Genomic DNA, 23,857 nt, shown 5'->3' on the forward strand with positions numbered 1-23,857 from the left:
AAATTAATATACCATAAAAAAGATCCAGAAAACTCTGAATCTTTTACTATTATTTCGAAATTTTTAATTAAATAATTATTGATAACGTTTGTGTTCTTCGCTTTTTACAAACAGCTTTCTGATTGGTTTAAAGAATGCTTTGTATTTTTCAGCATCAAACAACTGAGAGTCGGTCAGTGCTTTAAATGTCATCCAAATTCCGAAAGGAAGCAAGATCATATTCGGAAGCCATGCTGCTAAATAAGGATCCATTGTTCCGCCCCATGCAACGTTTTCGATTCCGAGATTCATTACATAAAATATGATGAAAATCACGATAGCAATAATCACCGGAACTCCCATTCCTCCTTTTCTGATGATGGAACCTAAACTCGCACCAATTAAAAAGAAAATAATACACGTTACAGAATAAGAAAGAATTCTCTGTTGATAAATAATAACTTTACTGAAGTACTTTACATTTTGTTTGATCTCAGTAGTTTTCCCATCCACCGTATTTTTAAGATTATCCAGTCTGCTATGTGCATTGAAAATCATTTCAAGCTTTTTATTGCTTTTTACAGTGTCTAGTTTTACCTGTTGTTTTGGCTTAGCTTTAGATTTATTTTGATCCATATAGCCAATCACAGGATTTGCCTGATTCATCGCGTCGCTGCTTACCGTGGTAAAAAACGTCTGATTATCTTTCTTAATTTTCGCAATGGTCGTATTAAGCTCGGTATAGGTATTGAAGCGGTAATCGTCTGTAATTTGTTCTTTTTCAATAGCCTGATTAATGATTTCGCTAATGTCGAAATGCGAAACCAACGTATCGAATTTTATCGCCTGATCGGGTTGTTTCTGCCTTGCGTCGCCACCTTTAATATTGTCTTCATAAATATATCCGTTATATAAAACCAATTTTAAAAAGTTTTTATTGGCAGCCGGAGCAAATTTCCCTTTTTCAGCAACGATGGTCTGTTGATTTTCGTAGTTACTTGCTTTTTTATGAACGAAAACCCCTTCTATGTTTTCACCGTTTTCACCATAAATCTTATCAAATTTCACCATATATCCGGGAAGCTGATCGAGAAACTGACCGGGAGTGAAATTCAATGCGGGTTTGGTTTGTGCGATGTTAAAAAGCATATTCTTTGCCTTCTTCTGGAAATCCGGAATAATATTATTAGAGAAGAAGTAGAGTAGGATAGCGAGAATGGTGGTTACGCCAAATAACGGCAGCATTACTCGTGTTAGTGAGATTCCGGCGGCTTTCATGGCGGCAAGTTCGTACCGCTCTCCAAATTCTCCGAATGACATGATACTTGCCAAAAGAATCGTCAACGGAAGTACCAAGCTGACGACGCTTACCCCAAGATAAAAAAGTAATTTAAGGATTTGCCAGTAGCTTAATCCTTTTCCCATAAATTGCCCCAATTGAACCCAGATAATGTTTACAATAAAAATGAAAAACAATACACTGAATATAAAGAAAAACGGTCCAAAGAAGGTTTTTATGATATATCGATCTAGTATTTTTAACATGCGCCAAAATTAATGAAAAAGCCACAAAGTTTTCTTTGCAGCTCTTATATTTTATGAAATTTTTATGAAAGAAAATGGCTTCTACGCTAAATCGCTCCTCTGCCTTATTCACTTTCTTTATTTTACAATTCTGTAATCACGTAATTTTTAAACTTATTCTTGTCAAAAACAAACATATTAGGATCTAATTCCTGATTTTCTTTGTATTCTTTGATAGCAATTACGGCAACATCTTTATTGTTTCCGTGTTGTTCTAGTTTTACCATTTGCTTTTTCGCCGAATCTACAAAAAGATAAACATATTTTAATCCGTTTGCTTTTACAGGAGTCAATTTTATGAAATCTACATTCACGCCATTTACGTTTTTCTTACCTCCGTACGTTACATTATAATCGTTTCTGTAGGTGGTAAGATAATTGATAGGAGAGAACATGGTACTGCTTCCGTTAGGCTTGGCAATGGTAACTTCCATATCATCAGCGCTGATGTTGTAGATTTTATTGCCGTCAAAAATCTGCTCAGTATCCATGATCTTCAGTTTGTATTTATCGCCTGCTGTGTAATAAATTCCGGGTTCCGTTTTGGCTACCTGACCGTTTACACCGCTTCCGAATGAAAATTTGAAATACGAATTCTTTTTAGATTTATAATTTGCTGTAATGTCGTCTAAGATTTGTTTAGCCTTCGCATCAATTTTCTGTGCGTTAGAAAAACCAACGGCTCCCACAACAAAACTTCCTAATATAATTTTTGAAATAATACTTTTCATTTTTTTCTTAATCTTTTAATTTTAGATTTTTATAAGTCTTAAAGGTTAAACCTAAATCCTTTATTTATGCTTAACTGCGCAGGTCTTCCAAAAACTGTTCCAAAGAATGAAGATCGCTGATAATAACTTCTCTTGCTTTTGCACCATTAAAACCGCCTACAATTCCGCTAGCTTCCAGCTGATCCATAATTCTTCCTGCTCTGTTGTAGCCTAACTTTAATTGTCTCTGAAGCATAGACGTCGAACCTTGCTGAGTCGAAACAATAATTCTTGCTGCTTCCTCAAACAACGCATCTTTTTCATTTGGATCAAAAGCACTTACCGTACTTGTAGAATCTTCAGAAACATATTCCGGAAGGATAAATGCCGAAGCATATCCTTTCTGTTCGCCAATAAATTCTGCCACTCTTTCAACTTCAGGCGTATCTACAAAAGCACACTGAAGTCTTAAAATTTCATTTCCATTAAAATAAAGCATATCTCCTTTACCGATCAACTGGTCTGCACCCGGCGAATCTAAAATCGTTCTTGAATCGACACTTGAGATTACTCTAAATGCCGCTCTCGCAGGGAAGTTGGCTTTAATCATACCTGTAATTACGTTTACAGAGGGCCTTTGTGTTGCAACAATTAAGTGAATTCCAACCGCTCTCGCCAGCTGTGCTAATCTGGCAATTGGTAATTCTACTTCTTTTCCGGCTGTCATGATCAAATCGGCGAACTCATCCACCACCAAAACGATGTATGGCAAATAACGGTGACCGTTTTCAGGATTTAATTTTCTTTCCGTGAATTTTTTGTTGTATTCTTTTAAGTTTTTACAGAAAGCATTTTTAAGCAAATCATACCTCGTATCCATTTCGATACAAAGAGAGTTCAGCGTGTTGATTACTTTGTTGGTGTCTGTAATAATCGCTTCTTCTGCATCAGGAAGTTTTGCTAAGTAATGTCTTTCAATCTTTGAGTATAAAGAAAGTTCCACTTTTTTAGGATCCACCATTACGAATTTCAGTTCGCTTGGATGTTTTTTGTAAAGAAGAGAAGTCAAAATTGCGTTAATCCCAACCGATTTACCTTGTCCCGTTGCACCCGCCATTAGTAAGTGAGGCATTTTTGAAAGATCGGCCATGAAAATTTCATTCGAAATCGTTTTACCGAAAACAACAGGCAAATCCATATCTGTATTTTGGAATTTCTGCGAGGCAATCACCGAACGCATAGAAACCATCGTAGGGTTTTTTCTCGGAACCTCAATCCCAATCGTTCCTTTTCCAGGCATCGGAGCAATAATTCTGATTCCTAAAGCCGAAAGATTTAACGCAATATCATCCTGCAGTTTTTTAATGGCTGCCACACGAATTCCCGCTTCCGGTACAATTTCATATAAAGTAACAGTTGGCCCAATCGTCGCTTTAATTTCAGAAATTCCTACGTTAAAGTTTTTCAGCAATCCAACGATTTTGTTTTTATTTTCTTCTAATTCATCTTTGTTAATAGAAATTTCTTCGTTTCCGTAATCTTTCAACAATTCAACAGGTGGCATCTGGAATTTAGCCAAATCAAGCTTATGATCGTAAAGACCGTGCTGATCTACCAATTCCTGAGATTTTCTGTCGGAATCGTCTAAAATATCTACAACCGGAGCTACCTCAACATTAAATTTAATTTCCTCTTTTACTGCTGTTGAAACTGCTGCGACCGAAGTCGGAGTAGGCGTTGGATGAAGATCAAAAGCCTGTTCCGGAGTTGACGTCGGAAAGTTAGGTTTTGTATTTACGTTTAAATTAATCGAGTTTGAAAAATCATTTTTATTGTCTTCTTCAAATGAAGTATGATTTGGCGTAACGATCGTATCTAAATTGGTAGAAACCGGAACTTCAGGAAATCCTTTCGGAACGCTCACTGGTTCCGGTTCTGTAAATTTAGGAGCCGGTTTTTGAACAACTTCTGTTACGGTTACCTTGGGCTCTTCAGCTTTTACTTGTTGAATTTCTTCTGGCGTTTCAATTTCTTCGATTAATTCTTCGTCTGCTTCAAAGTTTTCATCAGAACTTGGCATCATCGATTTTACTTTTCCAATGGTATTTTCGTTGATTTCGTTGAATTTATTTTTAATTGAACTTGGTCTTAAATTAAATTCCAATACGAAATACAGGATAATACTCGAAATCAAAACCAGCCAAAGACCGTAACTTCCGATAATGGCATTCAAAGAATCCATAATCTGGTATCCGTAAACGCCGCTCAAGACGCCTTGCCCTTTTGTAATGGCTCCGAATAAAATAGGAAGCCAGCAAATGAAAAACAAAGAGTGACCAACGGTTTTCCAAGGCTTGAAGATTTTCTTTTTCAGAATAATTGTTCCGAAAACCAAAAATAAAAAGGCTATAATAAAAGAAGCGACCCCGATACTTTCAAAAATGAAAATATTTCCGAGCCAGTCTCCCAATTTTCCAAAAATATTTGAAGATTTTATACTTTTATCGAGCATAGTTCCTGCCTGGCTTTGGTCTGCCTTCCAGTTTGTTAAATAAGAAACAAATGAAAACGTAAGAACTATAGAAAAAAGAATAAACGTGAGCCCCGAAAATACTCGTGGCTTTGATAAAAATTTGCCTTTATCAGGCGATTCCTGCTGCGTGTTTTGTGTCTTTTTATCCATAATATAATGTGGGCAAATTTAGTGTTTTTTCAACATTCAAAGAATCTTTTTTATTTAAAAAGAATGGTAAATTTCGCCTTTCACAAAAGGCTTTTTCGTTTTGTTTTCTTTGAATAATTTTGATTAAAAATATTTAAAATAATTGAATTATCAGTCTAAATTTTCCTTTGTTTTGATTTAAAAATAGTAAAAAATATGTTTTAAACTGTATCGTAAAACTTTTTTAACTTGTCTGAATGATGTCTTTCTTTTTTTAGAATAGATTTTAAATACAATATTTTAGCCAACAAAAGAAAAAGCCTTTTAAAACTTTAAAAGACTTTCAATATTGTATAAATTGTAATGAATTTATTTCAAAAGCGACCAAACTAAAACGCCAATTCCGGTGTAAACGGCCACAGTGATAATATCTGCAATAGGTTGTGAAAAACGTTTTTCAGCAATTTTTTCACTATTGATTTGGTTCTTATGGAATTTCAGAATTTTTTTAGGACTACGAATCGGATGGGCAACCAAGCTGTCGCTTTCCCAACGATCCACGATTACTTTGTAAGTTTTGCCATCAACTTCAATTCTCACATTTTTATTGGGAGTCAATTTCTCCTGAATACTCATAGGAGCGGGCGGTTGTGGCGAACTCAAATTTTGAGGCGCTTCCGTGATGCTTTTTGCTTGAAGGGCAATGTCATTATTCGCAGTAGCTGTTTTTTTTGATCCGGATTTTGTTTCTGCTGAGGCTGGATCAGGCTGTTTTTTTACCTGATACGTATAACAACTCACAAGAAAAAATGATATGATGATGAGATAAAGATTCTTTTGCATTGGCCAAATTTAAGAATTAAACGGAATATTTCGCATTTTCTTTTACAAGATCCATCCTTTTTAAAAAAGTTTAATGATAGATAATTTTATAAAGAAGATTTGCATAAATCACTTTTTGAACTAGTTCAAATGTATTGCGCTTTCCACGGTATAACTTTGCAAGTGTAAAATTAAATAATTAATAAAATCATTATGAAAAACGCACTTTTAATTATCGATGTTCAAAACGACTATTTCGTTGGAGGAACACATACTTTATATCAACCGGAAATCGCAGGTGAAAATGCGGGTAAATTATTGAAAGATGCTCGTGAAAAAGGAATAGAGGTTATCCATATTCAGCATATCGCAACCAATGAAGGTGCTGATTTCTTTTTGCCAAATACTTACGGAGCTGAAATTAATGATTGTGTAAAACCGCTAGAGGATGAGAAAATTATTCAGAAAAATTATCCGAACAGTTTTAGAGAAACAAAACTTTTAAGCTACCTGAGAGCTTTGGGAATCGAAGATCTTGTGGTTTGCGGAATGATGACTGATGTTTGTGTAGATGCAACAGTGAGAGCTGCAATGGATAATGGTTTTAATACCACTTTAATCGGCGATGCTTGTGCTACTGAAAGCAGAGAATTGTATGGTAAAACAGTTGAAGCAAAAGACATTCATACAGGTTATCTTGCCGGGTTAACGGCTTTGGGCGGACTTTACGCGAATGTAATGACAACTGAAGATTATTTGAAATAATTTAAAAGCTATTATAAAAATTAATTTAAAATTTTCACACAAATGATAAAGTTTCTTTTAAAGACCTGTGTGGTCGCATGTGTTTTCTTAACGTCTGTTTTGCAGAATGCTTTTGCTCAAAGTACAAATTTTGACAACAGTGCGCTTCTGATTATCGATGTTCAGAACGATTATTTTCCTGGTGGAAAAATGACGTTGGTAAATGCTGACGGAGCAGGGCAAAAAACAAAAGAATTGCTGGCGGCTTACAGAGCAAAAGGTAAGCCTGTAATTCATATTCAGCATATTGCAACGAATGCCGGAGCTACTTTCTTTTTACCAAACACTGCCGGAGCGGAGATCAACGCATTGGTTACTCCAAAATCAGGAGAAAAAGTAATTGTAAAGCATTATCCGAACAGTTTCAGAGATACAGATTTGCTGCAATATCTGAAAAGTATTGGGGTTAAAAACCTTACCATCACCGGAATGATGACGGATGTTTGCGTGGTTTCTACAACAAGAGCTGCTTTCGATTTCGGATTCAATAATACTGTAATCACAGATGCGACAGCTACGAGAGACAGAACGCTGAACGGAAAAACAGTAAGTGCTGCAAATGTTCAGAAGTCTTATTTGGCGGGATTAAATTCTCTTGGAGGGTTATATGCTAAAGTGAAAACAACAGCACAATTTGTAAATGGTCAATAATTTAAAATTTAATTCAAATTCAATAAAAATGAAAAAACTATTCTTAGGATTGTTATCTTTAATGCTGATGGTTTTAGTAGGATGTCATGATTCAGATAATGTAAAAAATACTAAATCGGATACTGCATTATTAATTATAGATGTGCAAAATGACTATTTTCCTGGCGGAAGCATGGAATTGGTAGGCGCAAAAGAAGCGGGTGAAAACGCAAAGAAAATGTTGGAATATTACAGATCTAAAAAAATGCCAATCATTCATATCAAGCATATTGCAACCAACGCAGGAGCTACTTTCTTTTTACCAAACACTCCGGGAGCGGAAATCAATGCTTTGGTAGCGCCTAATAAGGATGAAAAAGTAATCATCAAACATTATCCAAACAGTTTCAGAGAAACAGATCTTCAGGAATATCTTAAAGCTCAGGGCATCAAAAATCTTGTAATTACAGGGATGATGACAGACGTTTGTGTAGAGTCTACAACAAGAGCTGCTTTCGATCTTGGGTACAACAATACAGTAATTGGGGATGCTTGTGCAACAAGAGACAGAGAATTGAATGGTGAAGTGGTTCCGGCTGCTACTGTTCACGAATCTTTCCTTGCGGGTATTTCTGCACTGGATAACCTTTATGCTAAAATTGTAAACACGCAAGATTACCTTAAAGGAAAATAATAAAACAAAACACAAATGATTAGTTTTATAAGTAAGGATACCAATAATTATTGGTATCTTTATTCGTTAAAAAAGATAAAATGCTGGAAAAACTATATAAAAACATCGGATTACGTGTTCAATTTTCTGAAGAAGAATTCAAACAATTTTCGGCTCCTTTTGAGCTTAAAAAATTTAAAAAAAGAGAAGTTGTTCTTAGCGAAGGAGAATATTGCCTTTTTGAAGGTTTTGTAACGAGCGGATGTTTTAAAGTATATTTTATGAACGAAGAAGGTTTGGAGCAAACTTTATATTTTGCTGTTGAAAACTGGTGGATTTTAGATCTCGATAGCCTTATCAATAATGTCCCAAGTACTTTAAGTATTGAGGCACTGGAAGATAGCGAGGTGTTGATGATCTCTAAAAAAGATAAGAATTTGTTGTACGAAACTATGCCACAAGTAGAAAAACTCTTCAGGATCATGAATCAGCAGACTTCTATTTCGCTGCAAAGAAGGATTTTATCTCTAATGCATAAAACAGCAGATAAACGTTATATCGAGTTTCTTGAAAAATATCCAACTTTGGAACAAAGATTAACTCAACAGCAGGTTGCTTCTTATCTTGGGATTTCTCATGAATTTTTAAGTAAAATCAGAAAAAGAACTGTCTTAGGTAAATAATTTTCAGTTTAAATTTTTCTTTAAAATCAGGAATCTATCTCTTTTGGTGCTGTAACATGCTATATATTATTATTTTAAGTCAAATTTAAATATTTTGTAAATAGAATTGCTCAATAACTAGAATTGCTATTATGAATTCATATTTTTCAGAGATTACAATTTAAATTTTTCTCAATTTAAATTAGCTTATTAAGAATGATTCAAAATAGCGTAAACAGGGGCTAAAGTGATAAAAAACAGCTTTTTTTAACGTCTTTGTGGTTTTACATGCTTATTTTTGCATGTCAAGTATATAAATCATGAAGAAGCTCCAAGATATTCTTATCTCAACCAGAACAATGGCTGTATTGTTGCTGGTTTACGCGTTCGCGATGGCTTATGCAACGTTCCTTGAAAATGATTACGGAACGCCCACGGCAAAAGCACTAATTTATGAAGCAAAATGGTTTGAATTAATCATGCTATTGCTCATTCTCAACTTCATCGGAAATATCGGAAGATATAGACTTTGGAAAATAGAAAAATGGCCGATTTTGGTTTTCCACTTAGCATTTGTATTGATCTTCGTCGGAGGTGCTATCACAAGATACATCAGTTTTGAAGGTACAATGCACATTCGGGAAGGGGAAACATCTAACGAAATTGTAACCGACAAAAATTTCTTTAAAATTAAAATCGAAGAAAAAGGTGATGCTCTTGATTATCAGGATATTCCTTATATGATGTCTCCGTTGCATAAAGATTTCAATGCGACTTATGATTTCCACGGAAAAACGGTGAAAATTGAAGCTAAAGATTATATTCAGAGAAAAAAAGACAGCTTAATTGCTGATCCTAATGGTGCTGAATATCTTCACCTGGTTTCAACAGGAAATACCGGAAGACAAAATATTTACATCAAACCGGGAGAAACTAAATCAATCAACGGTACATTGGTAACTTTCAACAGAGCAATTGATGGCGCAGTTGAATTTAGAAATGAAGGTGGAAAATTGTTCATCAAAACTCCTGTAGATGCAACGTATATGACGATGGCGACTCAGGCGACAGGAAATACAACGAAAGACGAATTCCAGCCGTTGGCCATGAGAAGTTTATACACGATCAATGAGTTGAAACTGGTTGTTCCTGAAGGTCTTAAAAAAGGCAAACTGTTAGCGATTGAAGGTGACAGAAAAAAAGACCAGAACGTTCCTGATATGTTGAAAGTTGAAATTCAGGGGCCAAAAACAAAACAATTGGTTGAACTTTCAGTTGAAAAAGGAAATCCGAATGGTTTCAAACAAATCACAATGGATGGTTTGAATATCATGTTAGGTTTCGGACCTAAAGTTTACAACACTCCTTTTGCACTTAAACTAGATGATTTCGTGATGGAGACTTATCCCGGAAGTTCATCGCCGAGTGCTTATGAAAGCCACATTAAAATTATCGACGAAGGAAAAGAAACGCCTTTTAAAATTTATATGAACCACGTTTTGAATCATAAAGGATACCGTTTCTTCCAGTCTAGTTTCGATCCGGACAGAATGGGAACAGTACTTTCTGTAAACCACGATTATTGGGGAACTTTAATTTCTTATATCGGATATACATTTTTATTCGGAGGAATGTTCTTTATGTTCTTCTGGAAAGGAACGCACTTCTGGAAATTAAATAAAATGCTGAAAGATGTAAATAAAAAGAAAACGGTTGCTGTTGTTTTATTGCTTTTAAGTTTCGGTTTGAATGCTCAGAAAATTGAAACCCACGGAACTACAGATGGAAGCAGAGAGCATATTCACGTTGAAGGTGATGGTCATACACACGATACAGGTTCTGAAACAATTCGTCCGCAAGGCGCACAGCCTTTTGGTAAAATGAAAGTGGTTTCTGCTGATGAAATTATTGCAAGAAATAAGATCAGCGCAGAGCATGCAGAAAAATTCGGACATCTTTTGGTGCAGAATTTTGAAGGAAGAATTGTTCCGATCAACACCGAAGCTTTAGATGTTTTAAGAAAACTGTATAAAAAAGACGAGTTCAAAGGAACGGACGGCAAATCGCTTACTGCAGACCAATGGTTTTTATCAGTAAATACAGATACACCAAGCTGGACGATGGTTCCGATGATTAAAATCGGTTCAAAAGGTGGTGATGCATTAAAGCAAAAAACAAAGGCTAATGATGACGATTACACGTCATTAATGAACCTTTTCCCGGCAGATAAAAACGGAAATTTAACGTATATTCTTGAAAGTGATTACAATGCTGCTTTCCGTAAAAAACCGTCTGAACAGACAAATTATGATAAAGAAGTAATTGCTGTAAATGAAAGAGTTCAGATTTTCAACGAATTTTTCAGCGGACAGTTTATGAGAATCGTTCCTGTAAAAAATGATGCGAATCATACATGGCATTCTTGGTTGGATCAAAAGTTCGAACCAGATATGGAATCTCAGCAGGTAATGGGGCCTTATTTTGCAGAAGTTTTACAGGCTCAACAAAACGGAAACTGGTCTAAGGCAGATGCTGAATTATCAAAACTTTCAGATTATCAGCAAAAATGGGGTAAAGCAGTTGTTCCTTCAAAATCTAAAGTAGATCTTGAGGTTTTCATGAATAAAGTAAACATCAACTTTAAATTATTAATCTTCTATACCATTGTTGGAGGTTTGCTTCTCATTCTTGGTTTTGTTGAATTATTCAAGAAAAATAAAGTTTTAAACAAGGCTATTAAAGCAATTATTGTTATTGGAATTATAGGCTACGCTTTCCACTTCTTAGGATTGGTGGCGAGATGGTATATTTCTGGTCACGCACCTTGGAGTAACGGTTATGAAGCTATTATCTTCATCTCTTGGGTAGGTATTACTGCTGGTTTAATTTTATATAGAAATTCAAACGCTTTGATTCCTGCAGCCGGATTTATGGTAGCGGTTATTATGATGGGGTTTGCACACGGAGGTTCAGCGCTTGATCCACAGATTACGCCACTTGTGCCTGTATTGAAATCATATTGGTTGATCGTTCACGTTGCGATTATTACTTCAAGTTACGGTTTCTTCGCCTTGTCGATGATTATTGCCGTAATTTCATTGGTATTCTATATTATTTCAAATAAAGAAACGTATAAAATTCACCATGATACGACATTGAAGGAATTGGTTATTGTTTCTGAAATGTCTTTAACGATTGGTTTATTTGCATTAACAGTTGGGAACTTTTTAGGTGGAATCTGGGCAAATGAATCTTGGGGAAGATACTGGAGCTGGGACCCGAAAGAAACTTGGGCTTTCATTTCGATCATGGTGTACGCATTTGTATTGCACATGAGATTAGTTCCGGGATTGAGAAGCAAATGGGCATTCCATGTAGCGACAATGTTTGCATTCTGTTCAATGGTTATGACGTATTTCGGAGTTAATTATTACCTAAGCGGTCTGCACTCTTACGCAGCAGGAGATCCGGTTCCGGTTCCGGCTTGGGTGTATATCGGATTAGCTTCAATGGCACTTTTATCAGCTGTTTCTTTCTTTAAATTTAAAGCGTTAAACAAAAAATAAATTCCATTTATAAATAAAACAGTATCCCTGAAATTAATTTTTCAGGGATTTTTTTGTGCAACATTTAAAGACTTAGGAAACTGAAGCATTAAGAAAATTAAAAATTAATCCGTTAAAAAATTTCCACTGTTCGAAGCGCGACACAAATATTCAATTAACAAATCGGTTTTGAATTCGCGCGAGTTTTGGGAATTTTAGGATTAAATTTTAATTTTTAGCATTCAGTTTCCAAGTCTTGAATTTTTGTTTCTTTTGTTTCAAGACAAAAGAAATTATTACTATCTTTATGATATCAAAATAATATCAAATTTTAAAAATCATATTTATGGAAAAAATCCTAAAACCAATTTCAGGTTACCTTACATTGGTTATTTGTTTAGGCTTATTTATCGTAGCGGCTTATTTGTTTATCACCTCAGTTGAAACAAATATTTTACTGGTCGGTGTGGCATTGATCTGTTTTCTTCTATCATGCTTTTTATTGAAAGGATTGATGATTATTCAGCCTAATCACTCAAGAGTTTTGAACTTTTTCGGAAAGTATGTGGGCACAGTAAAAGAGAACGGATTGTTCTTTATTAATCCTTTGTATTCTTCTCAAAAAATCAGTTTGCGTTCAGAAAACCTTCAAGGACAAACTTTGAAAGTGAACGATAAAATGGGTAATCCAATTGAGATTGCGGCGGTATTGGTTTGGAAAGTGGGAGATACCTATAAAGCGGCATACGAAGTGGAAAGATACTCTGATTATGTGAGAATGCAAAGTGAAGCAGCGGTGCGACATTTGGCGGTAAGCTTTCCTTATGATAATCTGGAAGATGAACATGCAGATATTACTTTGAGAGACGGTGGTGATCAGGTAAATAAAATTTTAGAAGGTGAATTGCTCGAAAGATTAGCTCCTGCAGGAATTGTGATTCAGGAAGCCCGAATTACACATTTGGCGTATGCTTCCGAAATTGCCGGAGCGATGCTTCAAAGACAGCAGGCAACAGCGATTGTGGCAGCAAGAACTAAAATTGTGGAAGGCGCAGTTGGCATGGTAGATTTAGCCTTGAAAAAACTTTCAGAAGATAATATCGTTGAGTTGGATGATGAAAGAAAAGCAGCAATGGTAAGCAATTTAATGGTCGTTCTTTGTGGCGAAAAAGCCGCAACTCCAATTTTGAATGCGGGAACGCTTTATAATTAATAATGAAGAATTAATAATTAAATTTTGCTTTGTAAAGCTTAAAGCAAAGAGTTTCAATTAGGATTAGGTTTGTCAGGCTGAGGCTCTCGAAGCCCTCATAATTATCATTTGCTGAGTGAAACGCCTTTGCGAACAAAAATATTCACAGCAAATTAAAAAAAATATTTGCGCCCTTTGGGTTAAAAAACAAAAGACATCAAGCAAGAAATCAGAAAAGTAAAAAAAATGAAATCAGAAAAAGCTCAGAATCCATCAGAAAACAAAGGCAAAAAATCTTTCGTCTTAAGGATCGATGAGTCCACATACAAGCTTTTGGAGAAATGGGCGAATGATGAATTCCGAAGTGTAAACGGGCAGATTGAGTATTTGCTGCATCAAAGTTTAACGAATTCGGGAAGGAAAAAGAAAGAGTAATCTTTTATATCTATTGTTGAAAATTTCGACAATTTAGATATTTACAGATAAAATTAGCATTATCAGTCTGAATGAAGTGGAAGAGAAGACCTTCAAAATAAAAAAGCAGAGAAAAAATCTCTGCTTTCTGTGTTTTTTTATCTCAATTAAATTAATCAAATATTCCTGTAAAATAGCCTGCAATCACGCTCCACGCATTTTTTCCAAGAAAATAAATAAGAGTAGAAGAAATAATTCCTTTTACGGTAAAAAATATAATTCCACCGATTCCAAATTTCTTCACCAGGCTTTTCCATTTCGATGGTTTCTTTTCCTCTGTAGCCGGCTCGTTGATCGTCTTATTATTTTCCATTTCTGAAATTCAAATGATTACCCTACAAAGATAAGCATGTTTATAATTAGTCCAAATAAAAAACACGTTAAAAAAATTAAAATTTTGCGGTTCGCATAATATTTTTAACTTTAGGCAAAACGAAAAGTAATATTTATGTCTAAAAAAGTAAAGGATTTTGGAATCGAGAAAACACTCAAAAATCTAGGAATTAAAGATGAAAATAAAGGAACTTCAGTAGGCGGAAAATATTTTGCATCAGGAAAGACAATAGAAAGCTATTCTCCTGTAGATGGCAATTTAATTGCTAAAATAAAGACTTCCGGAGTATCAGATTATGATAAGGTGATCGAAACTGCTGAAAAGGCATTTAAAGAGTTCAGACTCATTCCGGCTCCTAAAAGAGGGGAAATTGTAAGACAGCTTGGTCAGAAATTAAGACAATATAAGGACGATTTAGGAAAACTTGTTTCTTATGAAATGGGTAAATCTTTGCAAGAAGGTTTAGGTGAAGTTCAGGAAATGATCGACATCTGCGACTTTGCTGTGGGAGTTTCAAGACAGCTTCATGGCTACACCATGCACTCCGAAAGACCTGGACACAGAATGTACGAGCAGTATCATCCACTGGGAATTGTAGGAATCATTACGGCATTCAACTTTCCGGTAGCAGTTTGGGCTTGGAATACAGCATTGGCTTGGATCTGTGGTAACGTAACGATCTGGAAACCGTCTGAAAAAACTCCGTTCTGTGCGATTGCTTGTCAGAACATTATGAATGAAGTTTTAAAGGAAAATAATCTTTCAGACGGAATTTCAAGTGTGTTGGTGGCAGATCACGAGATCGGACAAAAATTAGTTGACGATAAGAGAGTGGCTTTGGTTTCTTTCACAGGTTCTACAAGAGTGGGAAGAATGGTTTCTACCAATGTGGCTCAGAGATTCGGGAAATCTATTCTTGAATTGGGTGGAAACAATGCGATTATTATTTCTAAAGATGCAGACATTAATATGTCGATCATCGGTGCCGTTTTCGGAGCTGTAGGAACAGCTGGACAAAGATGTACATCTACAAGAAGGCTGATTATTCACGAAAGCGTTTACGATGAAGTGAAAAACAGACTGGTAAAAGCTTACGGACAATTAAAGATCGGAAATCCTTTGGATGAAACCAATCACGTAGGTCCTCTTATCGATACCGATGCGGTAAATATGTATCAGGAAGCGATTAAAAAAGGGAAGAAAGAAGGTGCTAAATTCATCGTTGAAGGTGAAGTGTTGAAAGGAAAAGGCTACGAATCCGGTTGCTACGTAAAACCATGTATTGCTGAAGTGAAGAATTCTTATGAGATCGTTCAGCACGAGACTTTTGCCCCGATTTTATATTTAATTAAATACAAAACGTTAGACGAAGCGATTGCGATTCAGAATGATGTGCCACAAGGGTTATCCTCTGCAATCATGACGCAAAATCTGAGAGAAGCAGAATTATTCCTTTCTCATGCAGGTTCAGATTGCGGAATAGCTAATGTAAATATCGGAACTTCCGGTGCAGAAATCGGCGGTGCTTTTGGTGGAGAAAAAGAAACCGGAGGCGGAAGAGAATCTGGATCAGACGTTTGGAAATACTATATGAGACGTCAAACCAATACTATAAATTATACAACCAATCTTCCTTTAGCACAAGGGATTAAGTTTGATTTGTAAGAATTTACTTTAAGTTTAAAAAATTCAAAAATTCAGAGATTTAGATATTCAGAAATGACCAATCACAAATTTCTAAATCTCTGAATTCCTTCATCACTAAATTTTAAAACAATATGGAACAAACAATAATTGATATACAGGCAAATAAAGTAAAAGAAACCATTGGTAAACACGTGTTGGCAGATGGTTTTGATTTCGTAATGGATATTGAAAAATCTCACGGATCATGGCTTTATGACAAACTAACCAATAGAGAATATTTAGATATGTTCTCCATGTTCGCTTCGGCATCTGTGGGGTATAATCACCCTTATCTTGTTGAAAAATCGGCTTGGTTAGGAAAAATGGCGGTGAACAAGCCGACGTTGGCAGATGTTTACTCTGAGGAATATGCACACTTTTTAGAAGTTTTTGAAAGGGTGGTAATTCCTGAAGAACTGCAGTATGCTTTTTTCATTGAAGGTGGAACATTGGGCGTTGAAAACGCGATGAAAGCTTGTTTCGACTGGAAAACACGCAAGAATTTCGCAAAAGGTCTTGATACAGAAGCTGGAATTTGCATCCATTTCAGACAGGCTTTTCACGGAAGAAGCGGTTATACGTTGAGCTTAACAAATACTTCAGATCCAAGAAAGTATCAGTATTTTCCGATGTTTGAATGGCCAAGAATCTTAAATCCTAAATTAACTTTCCCGATTACGGAAGAGAATTTAGAAGAAACTATTAAGAACGAAAGATTAGCGTTAATTCAGATTGAAGAAGCAATTTTGATGAATCCTGATAAAGTGGCGTGCATCATCATCGAGCCTATTCAGGCTGAAGGTGGCGACAACCATTTCAGAGATGAGTTTTTATTAGGGTTAAGAAGAATTTGTGATGATAATGATATTCTGTTGATCTTTGATGAAGTGCAAACGGGGATCGGAATCACAGGAAAAATGTGGGCTTTCCAGCATTTTACGGCAAAGCCGGATATTATATCTTTTGGTAAAAAAGCGCAGGTTTGCGGTGTTTTGGCGAATAAAGAAAAGTTTGATGAAGTTCCGGACAATGTGTTCAGAGAAAGTTCAAGAATCAATTCTACGTTTGGAGGTAATTTTATTGATATGCTTCGTTTCCAATTGACGATGGAGGTTATTGAAAAAGAAAATTTGGTAGAAAATGCAAGAGTGGTTGGTGATTATCTGTTGGGAGAGCTTAAATTATTAGCAGAAAAATATCCTAAGAAAATTTCAAATGCAAGAGGAAGAGGGCTAATGTGTGCGATAGATTTGCCAACAGCAGAACAGAGAAATACTTTAAGAGAAGTACTTTGGAATGATGGTTTAATTATCTTACCATGTGGAGATCAGTCACTTCGTTTCCGTCCGCATCTGAATGTTACGAAGGAAGAAATCAAGTTGGCTTTAGATAAAATTGAAAATAATATTAATAAAATTTAAAACTGATAATTTGTAATTTTCAAAAAAACGTCATATATTTAGATACTCAAACGGAAAAGAATATGGAAAGAAGTACAAGAGTATCAGTTTTTGAAAGTGACAAACAAGCAGAAATACAGCTTATCAAATCCAAATTAGACGATGCGCAGATTAAAAATGCGATCGAGAACAGTTATCTTACTTTTACGACTACGCCCACAGCTACATCGTTGAAAGTAATGGTAAAATTGGAAGATGAGAAGAAGGCATTCGAGGTAATCGACGGCTATCTTCAACAAAGTGAAAATCAATAAAAAACAATTTCATAATTTTAAATTTTACTACTTCGAACCGAAAATTAATTTTAATTAGTTTTCGGTTTTTTTTGGTTTAATGATTGTTCTTATTGATTAAACTCAGATTTCACTTAATATTAGAGATGTCATATTAAGCGAAGTCGAAATGTTTTCAGCCATAATTAAAAGGTAAAGGAAACATGATAAATTAAACCTAACAGGTTTTTAAAACCTGTTAGGTTTGAATAGCGCACATTTTAACTAAATAAAATATATTGAGTGAAATCGAAAAATATTTTCAAACTTAAAAATAAACTTAAAATTATATTAGAAGCAAAGGTTTAACGTTTAAGCTTTGTTTTATTTTTAATATCTTTAAGGTTAATTCTAAAAATATTAATTATGATAGAACAAATCATTGGGTACTCAGGAGCGTTAATTTCATCAATATCATTTTTACCGCAGGTGATTAAATTGTGGAAGACCAAATCGGGACACGACCTTTCTATGGTGACCTTATTTTTTCTTACACTGAATGCCATACTTTGGGTAATTTACGGTTTGATGAAAGATGCAAAACCGCTTTGGGTTACCAATATTCTGATGCTGACGATGCTGATTGTGATGATTATTCTGAAGATAATGTATAGAAATAATGCACCAATTTCTAAGGATTAAAGCTGAACGACCTTCTTATTCATCTTTATGTAAACAAAATTTAATGAATTTATTTTTAATTAAATGGCTAATATTCAGGGTTTAAATAATCATTATCTGATATGAACAGAGATTCTGTTTTAACTTATGCTCATAAAAACTATCAATGAATATAGTGTCCATGAGCTTTTTAACATAAAAAACTTTATAAACTACACTTTTAAATATTTCAATTTATTATAAACATGGAGCAAGAAATTAAACTAAGAACGGCAGAAATTGAAGACAGAGACATTATTTGGGATATTCTGCAACAGGCCATCGAAAGAAGAAGATTAGACGGAAGTACGCAGTGGCAACAGGGATATCCTAATCTTGGAACCGTGGAAAGCGACATCGAAAAAGGTTTCGGATATGTGATGACGGTGGATGGGGAAGTAGCGGTTTATGTTGCTTTAATTTTGAATGATGAACCTGCTTATAGCTCAATTGAAGGGGCTTGGTTGAGCGATGGAGAATTTGTCGTGGTACATCGTGTGGCGGTTGATGAAAAGTTCGCAGGACAAGGATTGGTTAAAAAATTATTTGATCATATTGAAGATTTTACAAGATCACATGACATCCAAAGTGTAAAAGTAGATACCAATTTCGATAATGTAGCGATGCTTAAAATCCTTGAAAGTAAAGGATATTCTTATTGTGGAGAGGTTTTTCTCGCCGGTGGAATGAGAAAGGCATATGAGAAGATTATTATTTGATAAAAAAATTAAATCTACTTTCATTGAATTTTTAAAAGATCCTATATTTATAAACTCTATTGAGTTTGTTCGTTTGGTTCAGAACTAATTTCTACATTTGTTCAAATTTTATATACAATGCATAATAGTATAGAGATTGATGAAAAAATTTTTCAGGATGCCGTAAGATTTTATGGCGCCATTTTCAACATTCCTCCTTTAGCATCAAAAATATATGCCTATTTGCTGTTCGATCACGAACGGGTTGGGATTACGTTTGATGAATTTGTAGAAGTACTTTCTGCGAGTAAAAGTTCTGTTTCCACAAGTATTTCACTGCTATTAAATGCAGAATTAATTGTAGATCACAACAAGATGGATGAAAGGAAAAGGTATTTTTTCCTCAACGATGAATATAAGAAGATAAGATTTGAAAAAATAGTTCAAAAGATGCAAGACGAATTAAAACTACTGGATGACCTCAACAATTTTAAAAAAAATCAGGACGAAGAATACAATGAAAGAATTGAAGCTTATAAGGCACTTTTAAATAAAAACATAATAAATATTCAAGAATCTCTTAATAAACTATAAAATGAACAACAAGCTAGTTATACTTTCTATTGCAGCGCTTTCACTTACAGCCTGCAACAAAGAAGCTCCAAAACAGGATGGCGCAAAACCATATCCTGTTGTAAATGTGGAGGCAAAAAATATAGTGGGCTATCAGACGTTTCCGGCGACCATTCAAGGTAGGGTAAACAATGATGTTCGCGCGAAAATACAGGGATATATCACTCAGGTTTTAGTAGATGAAGGGCAGTACGTTACCAAAGGACAGCCGTTATTCCGTCTTGAAACGAATATTCTGAATGAGAGCGCAGCCGCTTCCAAAGCGGGAATCGGTGCAGCTGAATCTACCATTGCAGCAGCTCAGGCAGCTGTAAGTGCGGCGAATGTAGAAGTTAATAAACTGAAACCACTGGTTCAGAAAAACATCATCAGTAATGTTCAGTTGCAGACGGCTCAGGCCAATTTGGCTCAGGCTCAGGCTCAGTTAAAACAAGCTCAGGCTTCTAAAAGTCAAGCGGTTGCCAATTACAAAGGTGTAGAAGCAAACATCGAATATTCCATTATCCGTGCGCCTATTTCCGGAGTCGTGGGCAGACTTCCTTTAAAAGTGGGAAGTTTGGTTGGTCCAACAGATCAGACTGCTTTAACTACAGTTTCTGATACTTCTCAGATCTACGCGTATTTTGCAATGAATGAAAAAGAATATTTTGATTTCCTTGAAAAATCTCCGGGAGCTTCAATGCCTGAAAAGATCAAAAATCTTCCGATGGTTGAGTTACAGTTGGCAAACGGAAGCCTTTATCCTGAAAAAGGTAGAATTGAAGCAATTACAGGGCAAATTGACCCTACAACAGGTACCATTCAGTTCAGAGTTGGATTTACCAATGCTCAGAAATTATTAAGTAACGGTAATAGCGGAACGATCAGATTCCCTCAAACGTACGACAATGTTTTGGTGGTTCCTGAAAGTGCTACTTACGAACAACAGGGGATCGTTTACGTTTATAAAGTGGAAAAAGATACTGCTAAAAATGTTGTGGTGAATGTAATCGACAGAATCGACAATATGGCTTTAATTAAAACAGGGGTAAACAAAGGCGAAATGATTGTGGCTGCAGGAATTGGAGGATTAAAATCCGGAACTGCCGTGAAGCCGAAGCCAGTGAAAATGGATAGCCTTGTTCAATCTATAAAACCGAAATTCTAAGATGATTAAAAATTTTATAAACAGACCGGTCTTATCCACCGTAATCTCAATCTTGATTGTGATTCTCGGGGTGCTAGGACTGATCTCGCTGCCGGTTACCCAGTATCCGGACATTGCGCCGCCTACGGTAAGTGTAAGTACAACCTACACCGGAGCCAATGCCGAGACTGTAATGAAAAGTGTGGTAGTACCTTTGGAAGAGCAGATCAACGGGGTGGAAGGTATGGATTATATTACCTCTACTGCCGGGAATGATGGTTCTGCACAGATTCAGGTATTCTTTAAACAAGGTATAGACCCGGATATTGCTGCGGTAAACGTACAAAACCGTGTATCGAGAGCAACTCCGCTTCTTCCAAGTGAGGTAACGCGTTCTGGGGTTGTTACTCAGAAACAGCAGACGAGTGCCTTGATGTATATGTCTTTCTATTCTGAAAATAAAGATCTTGATGATGTATACCTTCAGAACTTTTTGAATATCAACGTTATTCCCAATCTTAAAAGAATTAATGGGGTAGGTGATGCCAACGTTTTCGGAGGTAAAAACTACTCGATGAGAATTTGGCTAGATCCTGCTAAAATGGCGGCTTACAGTGTAACTCCTACCGATGTTACTAATGCCATCAACGAGCAGAGTAGAGAAGCTGCAGCTGGTTCTATAGGGCAAAACAGTGGTAGCTCTTTCGAATATATCATTAAATATGTTGGTAAATTCAACGATAAAGAGCAATACGATAATATCATCATTAAATCTCTTGCAGACGGACAAAACCTGATGTTGAAAGACGTTGCCAAAGTAGAATTGGCAGGTCAGTCTTACACAGGAATCGGGGAAAACGGAAACTATCCATCGATCAGTATGGGGATCTTCCAGACGCCGGGATCTAATGCTCAGGAGATTATTGCTAATATTAAAACGTATCTGAAATCAGCGGAAGGAAGCTTCCCTCAGGGAATTAAATATACATACAACTTCGATACTAACGAATTCTTGGATGCATCTATTGAAAAGGTAATCCATACCTTGATTGAAGCATTTATTTTGGTATTCATCGTGGTGTATATCTTCCTTCAGGACTTTAGATCTACATTAATTCCGGCTATTGCGGTTCCGGTTTCTATTGTGGGAGCGTTCTTCTTCCTGAATTTATTCGGTTATTCATTAAACTTATTAACGTTATTCGCGTTAGTACTTGCAATTGGTATTGTGGTGGATGACGCGATTGTCGTCGTGGAAGCCGTTCACGCCAAGATGGAGCACGGTATTCCTGATGCTAAAAAGGCAACGGTGGCAGCGATGGACGAGATCACGGGAGCGATTATTTCAATCACCTTGGTAATGGCATCGGTATTCGTTCCGGTAACGTTTATCACTGGGCCAACAGGGGTTTTCTATCAGCAGTTCGGTATTACACTAATTGTGGCCATCGTAATTTCTGCGGTAAACGCCTTGACATTGAGTCCGGTTTTATGTTCATTATTCTTAAAGCCACACGATGCTCATCATGCAGAATATAAAAATTTAAATTTCCTTCAGAAGTTTTTCTATAAGTTCAATATTGCTTTTAAAACAACAACAGATCGTTACGGAAGAGGATTTGTATTCTTGTTGAGACATAAATGGGTAACGTTACTTATCTTCGCTGTTACAGGTGGAATTTTATATTGGGCGAGTACAACCATGAAGAAAGGTTTCGTACCAACGGAAGATAGAGGGATCATCTTTACCGATGTTCAGTTGCCTCCGGGAGCTTCTATGGAAAGAACATACAACGCTTTGAAAACACTTCAGGCAAATGCTATGAAAGTACCGGGTGTTCAGAACGTAACGATTTCTACAGGTAGAGGTTTCTTATCCGGAAATGGTAGTAATAATGGTTTGGCTTTCATTAAATTAGCACCATTTGAAGACCGTAAAAAAGAAGGACAGACTTCTGAAGATATCACGAAAAAATTATTCGGTATTTCGGGTAAAGTTCCTGATGCTAAAATTGTATTCTTCCAGCCGCCGAGTGTACCAGGGTTTGGTAACAGTGCCGGTTTTGAGATGGTACTATTGGATAAAGCAGGTGGTGAATATGCAGATTTGGATAATACAACCAATGAATTCATCGGAAAGCTAATGCAGAGACCGGAGATTGAATTCGCGCAGACTTCATTCAACACAAAATATCCTCAGTATGAAATGCAGGTAAACGTTCCTCTTGCGAAAAAAGTAGGAGTTTCGGTAAGTGATATCTTATCAACCATGCAGGGATATATTGGAGGTATTTATACCGCTGACTTTACCAAGTATGGTAAGCAGTTCAGAGTAATGGTTCAGGCACTTCCTGAAAACAGACAGAACATTGAAAATCTTAATGAATTGTATGTGAAAACAGGTTCAGGCGTGATGTCTCCGATTTCACAGTTCGTGACGATGAAAAAAGCATACGGACCACAATCTGTAAGCCGTTACAACTTGTTTACTTCTGTGAAGATTACAGGTTCAAACTCTGGAGGATACAGTTCCGGAGATGCAATTGCTGCAGTACAGCAAGTAGCTAAGGAAAGCTTGAATCAGAATTATGATGTAGAGTTTACAGGATTAACGAGAGAAGAATTAAACTCAGGTTCTCAAACTGTTTTGATCTTCGGATTAAGTTTAATTTTCGTGTATTTCATCCTTTCGGCTCAGTATGAAAGTTATATTCTTCCTTTGGTAGTGGTAATTTCTCTTCCTCTTGGGGTAATGGGAGCGTACTTTGGGCAAAAAGTGATGGGCTTGGAAAACAATATTTACTTCCAGATTGCCCTGATCATGTTAGTCGGGTTGCTCGCGAAGAATGCGATTTTGATCATTGAGTTTGCGGTTCAGAGAAGGAATCACGGTGAAACCATCGTTATGGCTGCCATTAATGCCGCAAAAGCGAGATTAAGACCGATCCTGATGACGTCATTTGCCTTCATCTTTGGTTTATTACCATTGGTTTTAGCAAGCGGAATTGGTGCGGTTGGTAACAGATCCATTGCAACGGGTGCGGCCATCGGGTTGTTGATAGGTACTATTTTAGGACTTTTCGTAATTCCGGTATTGTTCGTTATTTTCCAGACCTTGCAGGAGAAAGTGAAACCTATCAAGCACGAAGAAATCAATTTAGCAGAATAAATTAAGTTCGTTTAAGGTTTTTAGTTTAAAGTTACATGACTCGAAACTAAAAACCTTAAACAATAAACTTTAAACCTTACAT

At 36.0% G+C, this 23,857-nt stretch carries 20 protein-coding genes; 15 read left to right on the top strand and 5 right to left on the bottom strand.

What is annotated here, in order from left to right:
- Window positions 1-75: 75 nt before the first annotated feature.
- From OXQ85_RS18050 to OXQ85_RS18065, 4 genes are all read right to left on the bottom strand, one after another.
- On the bottom strand, window positions 76-1,524 hold the full coding sequence (locus tag OXQ85_RS18050; RefSeq protein WP_267406282.1) for an LptF/LptG family permease: 1,449 nt from the start codon (window positions 1,522-1,524) through the stop codon (window positions 76-78).
- Between the two features lie 122 nt (window positions 1,525-1,646).
- Window positions 1,647-2,294 (bottom strand): outer membrane lipoprotein carrier protein LolA, encoded by a 648-nt coding sequence (locus OXQ85_RS18055; RefSeq protein WP_267406283.1) that lies wholly within the window; start codon window positions 2,292-2,294, stop codon window positions 1,647-1,649.
- Window positions 2,295-2,364: 70 nt separating this feature from the next.
- Window positions 2,365-4,956 (bottom strand): DNA translocase FtsK, encoded by a 2,592-nt coding sequence (locus tag OXQ85_RS18060; RefSeq protein WP_267406284.1) that lies wholly within the window; start codon window positions 4,954-4,956, stop codon window positions 2,365-2,367.
- A gap of 348 nt (window positions 4,957-5,304) precedes the next feature.
- Window positions 5,305-5,778: a hypothetical protein gene (locus OXQ85_RS18065; RefSeq protein ID WP_267406285.1), complete on the bottom strand. Its 474-nt coding sequence runs from the start codon at window positions 5,776-5,778 to the stop codon at window positions 5,305-5,307.
- Window positions 5,779-5,970: 192 nt separating this feature from the next.
- On the opposite strand from OXQ85_RS18065, the gene OXQ85_RS18070 reads away from it, so the two are divergent.
- From OXQ85_RS18070 to OXQ85_RS18100, 7 genes are all read left to right on the top strand, one after another.
- Window positions 5,971-6,522: a cysteine hydrolase family protein gene (locus tag OXQ85_RS18070; RefSeq protein WP_267406286.1), complete on the top strand. Its 552-nt coding sequence runs from the start codon at window positions 5,971-5,973 to the stop codon at window positions 6,520-6,522.
- 42 nt (window positions 6,523-6,564) lie between these two features.
- Window positions 6,565-7,212, top strand: a complete 648-nt coding sequence (locus tag OXQ85_RS18075) for a cysteine hydrolase family protein (RefSeq protein WP_267406287.1) — start codon at window positions 6,565-6,567, stop codon at window positions 7,210-7,212.
- A 28-nt stretch (window positions 7,213-7,240) separates the two neighbouring features.
- A complete protein-coding gene (locus OXQ85_RS18080; protein ID WP_267406288.1) occupies window positions 7,241-7,885 on the top strand; it encodes a cysteine hydrolase family protein in 645 nt (214 codons plus the stop codon).
- Window positions 7,886-7,965: 80 nt separating this feature from the next.
- Window positions 7,966-8,547, top strand: a complete 582-nt coding sequence (locus OXQ85_RS18085) for a Crp/Fnr family transcriptional regulator (RefSeq protein ID WP_267406289.1) — start codon at window positions 7,966-7,968, stop codon at window positions 8,545-8,547.
- A gap of 299 nt (window positions 8,548-8,846) precedes the next feature.
- Entirely contained in the window at window positions 8,847-12,092 is a 3,246-nt protein-coding gene (ccsA, locus tag OXQ85_RS18090; RefSeq protein WP_267406291.1) for a cytochrome c biogenesis protein CcsA, read from the top strand.
- A gap of 325 nt (window positions 12,093-12,417) precedes the next feature.
- Entirely contained in the window at window positions 12,418-13,284 is an 867-nt protein-coding gene (locus OXQ85_RS18095; RefSeq protein ID WP_267406293.1) for an SPFH domain-containing protein, read from the top strand.
- 225 nt (window positions 13,285-13,509) lie between these two features.
- The gene (locus OXQ85_RS18100) at window positions 13,510-13,698 is read left to right on the top strand and encodes a hypothetical protein (protein ID WP_055986973.1); all 189 of its coding nucleotides are present in this window, start codon (window positions 13,510-13,512) and stop codon (window positions 13,696-13,698) included.
- A gap of 151 nt (window positions 13,699-13,849) precedes the next feature.
- On the opposite strand, the gene OXQ85_RS18105 is transcribed toward OXQ85_RS18100, so the two are convergent.
- Window positions 13,850-14,050 (bottom strand): hypothetical protein, encoded by a 201-nt coding sequence (locus OXQ85_RS18105; RefSeq protein ID WP_267406294.1) that lies wholly within the window; start codon window positions 14,048-14,050, stop codon window positions 13,850-13,852.
- A gap of 135 nt (window positions 14,051-14,185) precedes the next feature.
- Here OXQ85_RS18105 and OXQ85_RS18110 point away from each other — a divergent pair, with 135 nt between their 5' ends.
- The 8 genes from OXQ85_RS18110 to OXQ85_RS18145 all read left to right on the top strand — a co-directional run bounded on the left by OXQ85_RS18110 (window position 14,186) and on the right by OXQ85_RS18145 (window position 23,775).
- Window positions 14,186-15,736 carry an aldehyde dehydrogenase family protein gene (locus tag OXQ85_RS18110; protein ID WP_267406295.1) on the top strand — a complete coding sequence of 517 codons (1,551 nt, stop codon included), beginning with the start codon at window positions 14,186-14,188 and terminating at the stop codon, window positions 15,734-15,736.
- A gap of 113 nt (window positions 15,737-15,849) precedes the next feature.
- Entirely contained in the window at window positions 15,850-17,178 is a 1,329-nt protein-coding gene (gene lat, locus OXQ85_RS18115) for an L-lysine 6-transaminase (RefSeq protein ID WP_267406296.1), read from the top strand.
- A 62-nt stretch (window positions 17,179-17,240) separates the two neighbouring features.
- Window positions 17,241-17,471 (top strand): DUF2007 domain-containing protein, encoded by a 231-nt coding sequence (locus tag OXQ85_RS18120; protein ID WP_267406297.1) that lies wholly within the window; start codon window positions 17,241-17,243, stop codon window positions 17,469-17,471.
- A 384-nt stretch (window positions 17,472-17,855) separates the two neighbouring features.
- Window positions 17,856-18,131 carry a SemiSWEET family transporter gene (locus OXQ85_RS18125; RefSeq protein ID WP_267406298.1) on the top strand — a complete coding sequence of 92 codons (276 nt, stop codon included), beginning with the start codon at window positions 17,856-17,858 and terminating at the stop codon, window positions 18,129-18,131.
- Between the two features lie 224 nt (window positions 18,132-18,355).
- The gene (locus OXQ85_RS18130; protein ID WP_267406299.1) at window positions 18,356-18,868 is read left to right on the top strand and encodes a GNAT family N-acetyltransferase; all 513 of its coding nucleotides are present in this window, start codon (window positions 18,356-18,358) and stop codon (window positions 18,866-18,868) included.
- A 117-nt stretch (window positions 18,869-18,985) separates the two neighbouring features.
- Window positions 18,986-19,441 (top strand): transcriptional regulator, encoded by a 456-nt coding sequence (locus tag OXQ85_RS18135; RefSeq protein ID WP_267406300.1) that lies wholly within the window; start codon window positions 18,986-18,988, stop codon window positions 19,439-19,441.
- A gap of 1 nt (window position 19,442) precedes the next feature.
- Complete coding sequence (locus OXQ85_RS18140; protein ID WP_267406302.1) at window positions 19,443-20,627, top strand: efflux RND transporter periplasmic adaptor subunit; 1,185 nt, start codon at window positions 19,443-19,445, stop codon at window positions 20,625-20,627.
- A 1-nt stretch (window position 20,628) separates the two neighbouring features.
- A complete protein-coding gene (locus OXQ85_RS18145; RefSeq protein ID WP_267406304.1) occupies window positions 20,629-23,775 on the top strand; it encodes an efflux RND transporter permease subunit in 3,147 nt (1,048 codons plus the stop codon).
- The last annotated feature ends 82 nt before the right edge of the window (window positions 23,776-23,857 follow it).

It is taken from the genome of Chryseobacterium sp. GM_Chr_2 (assembly GCF_026540445.1).
GTDB lineage: Bacteria > Bacteroidota > Bacteroidia > Flavobacteriales > Weeksellaceae > Chryseobacterium.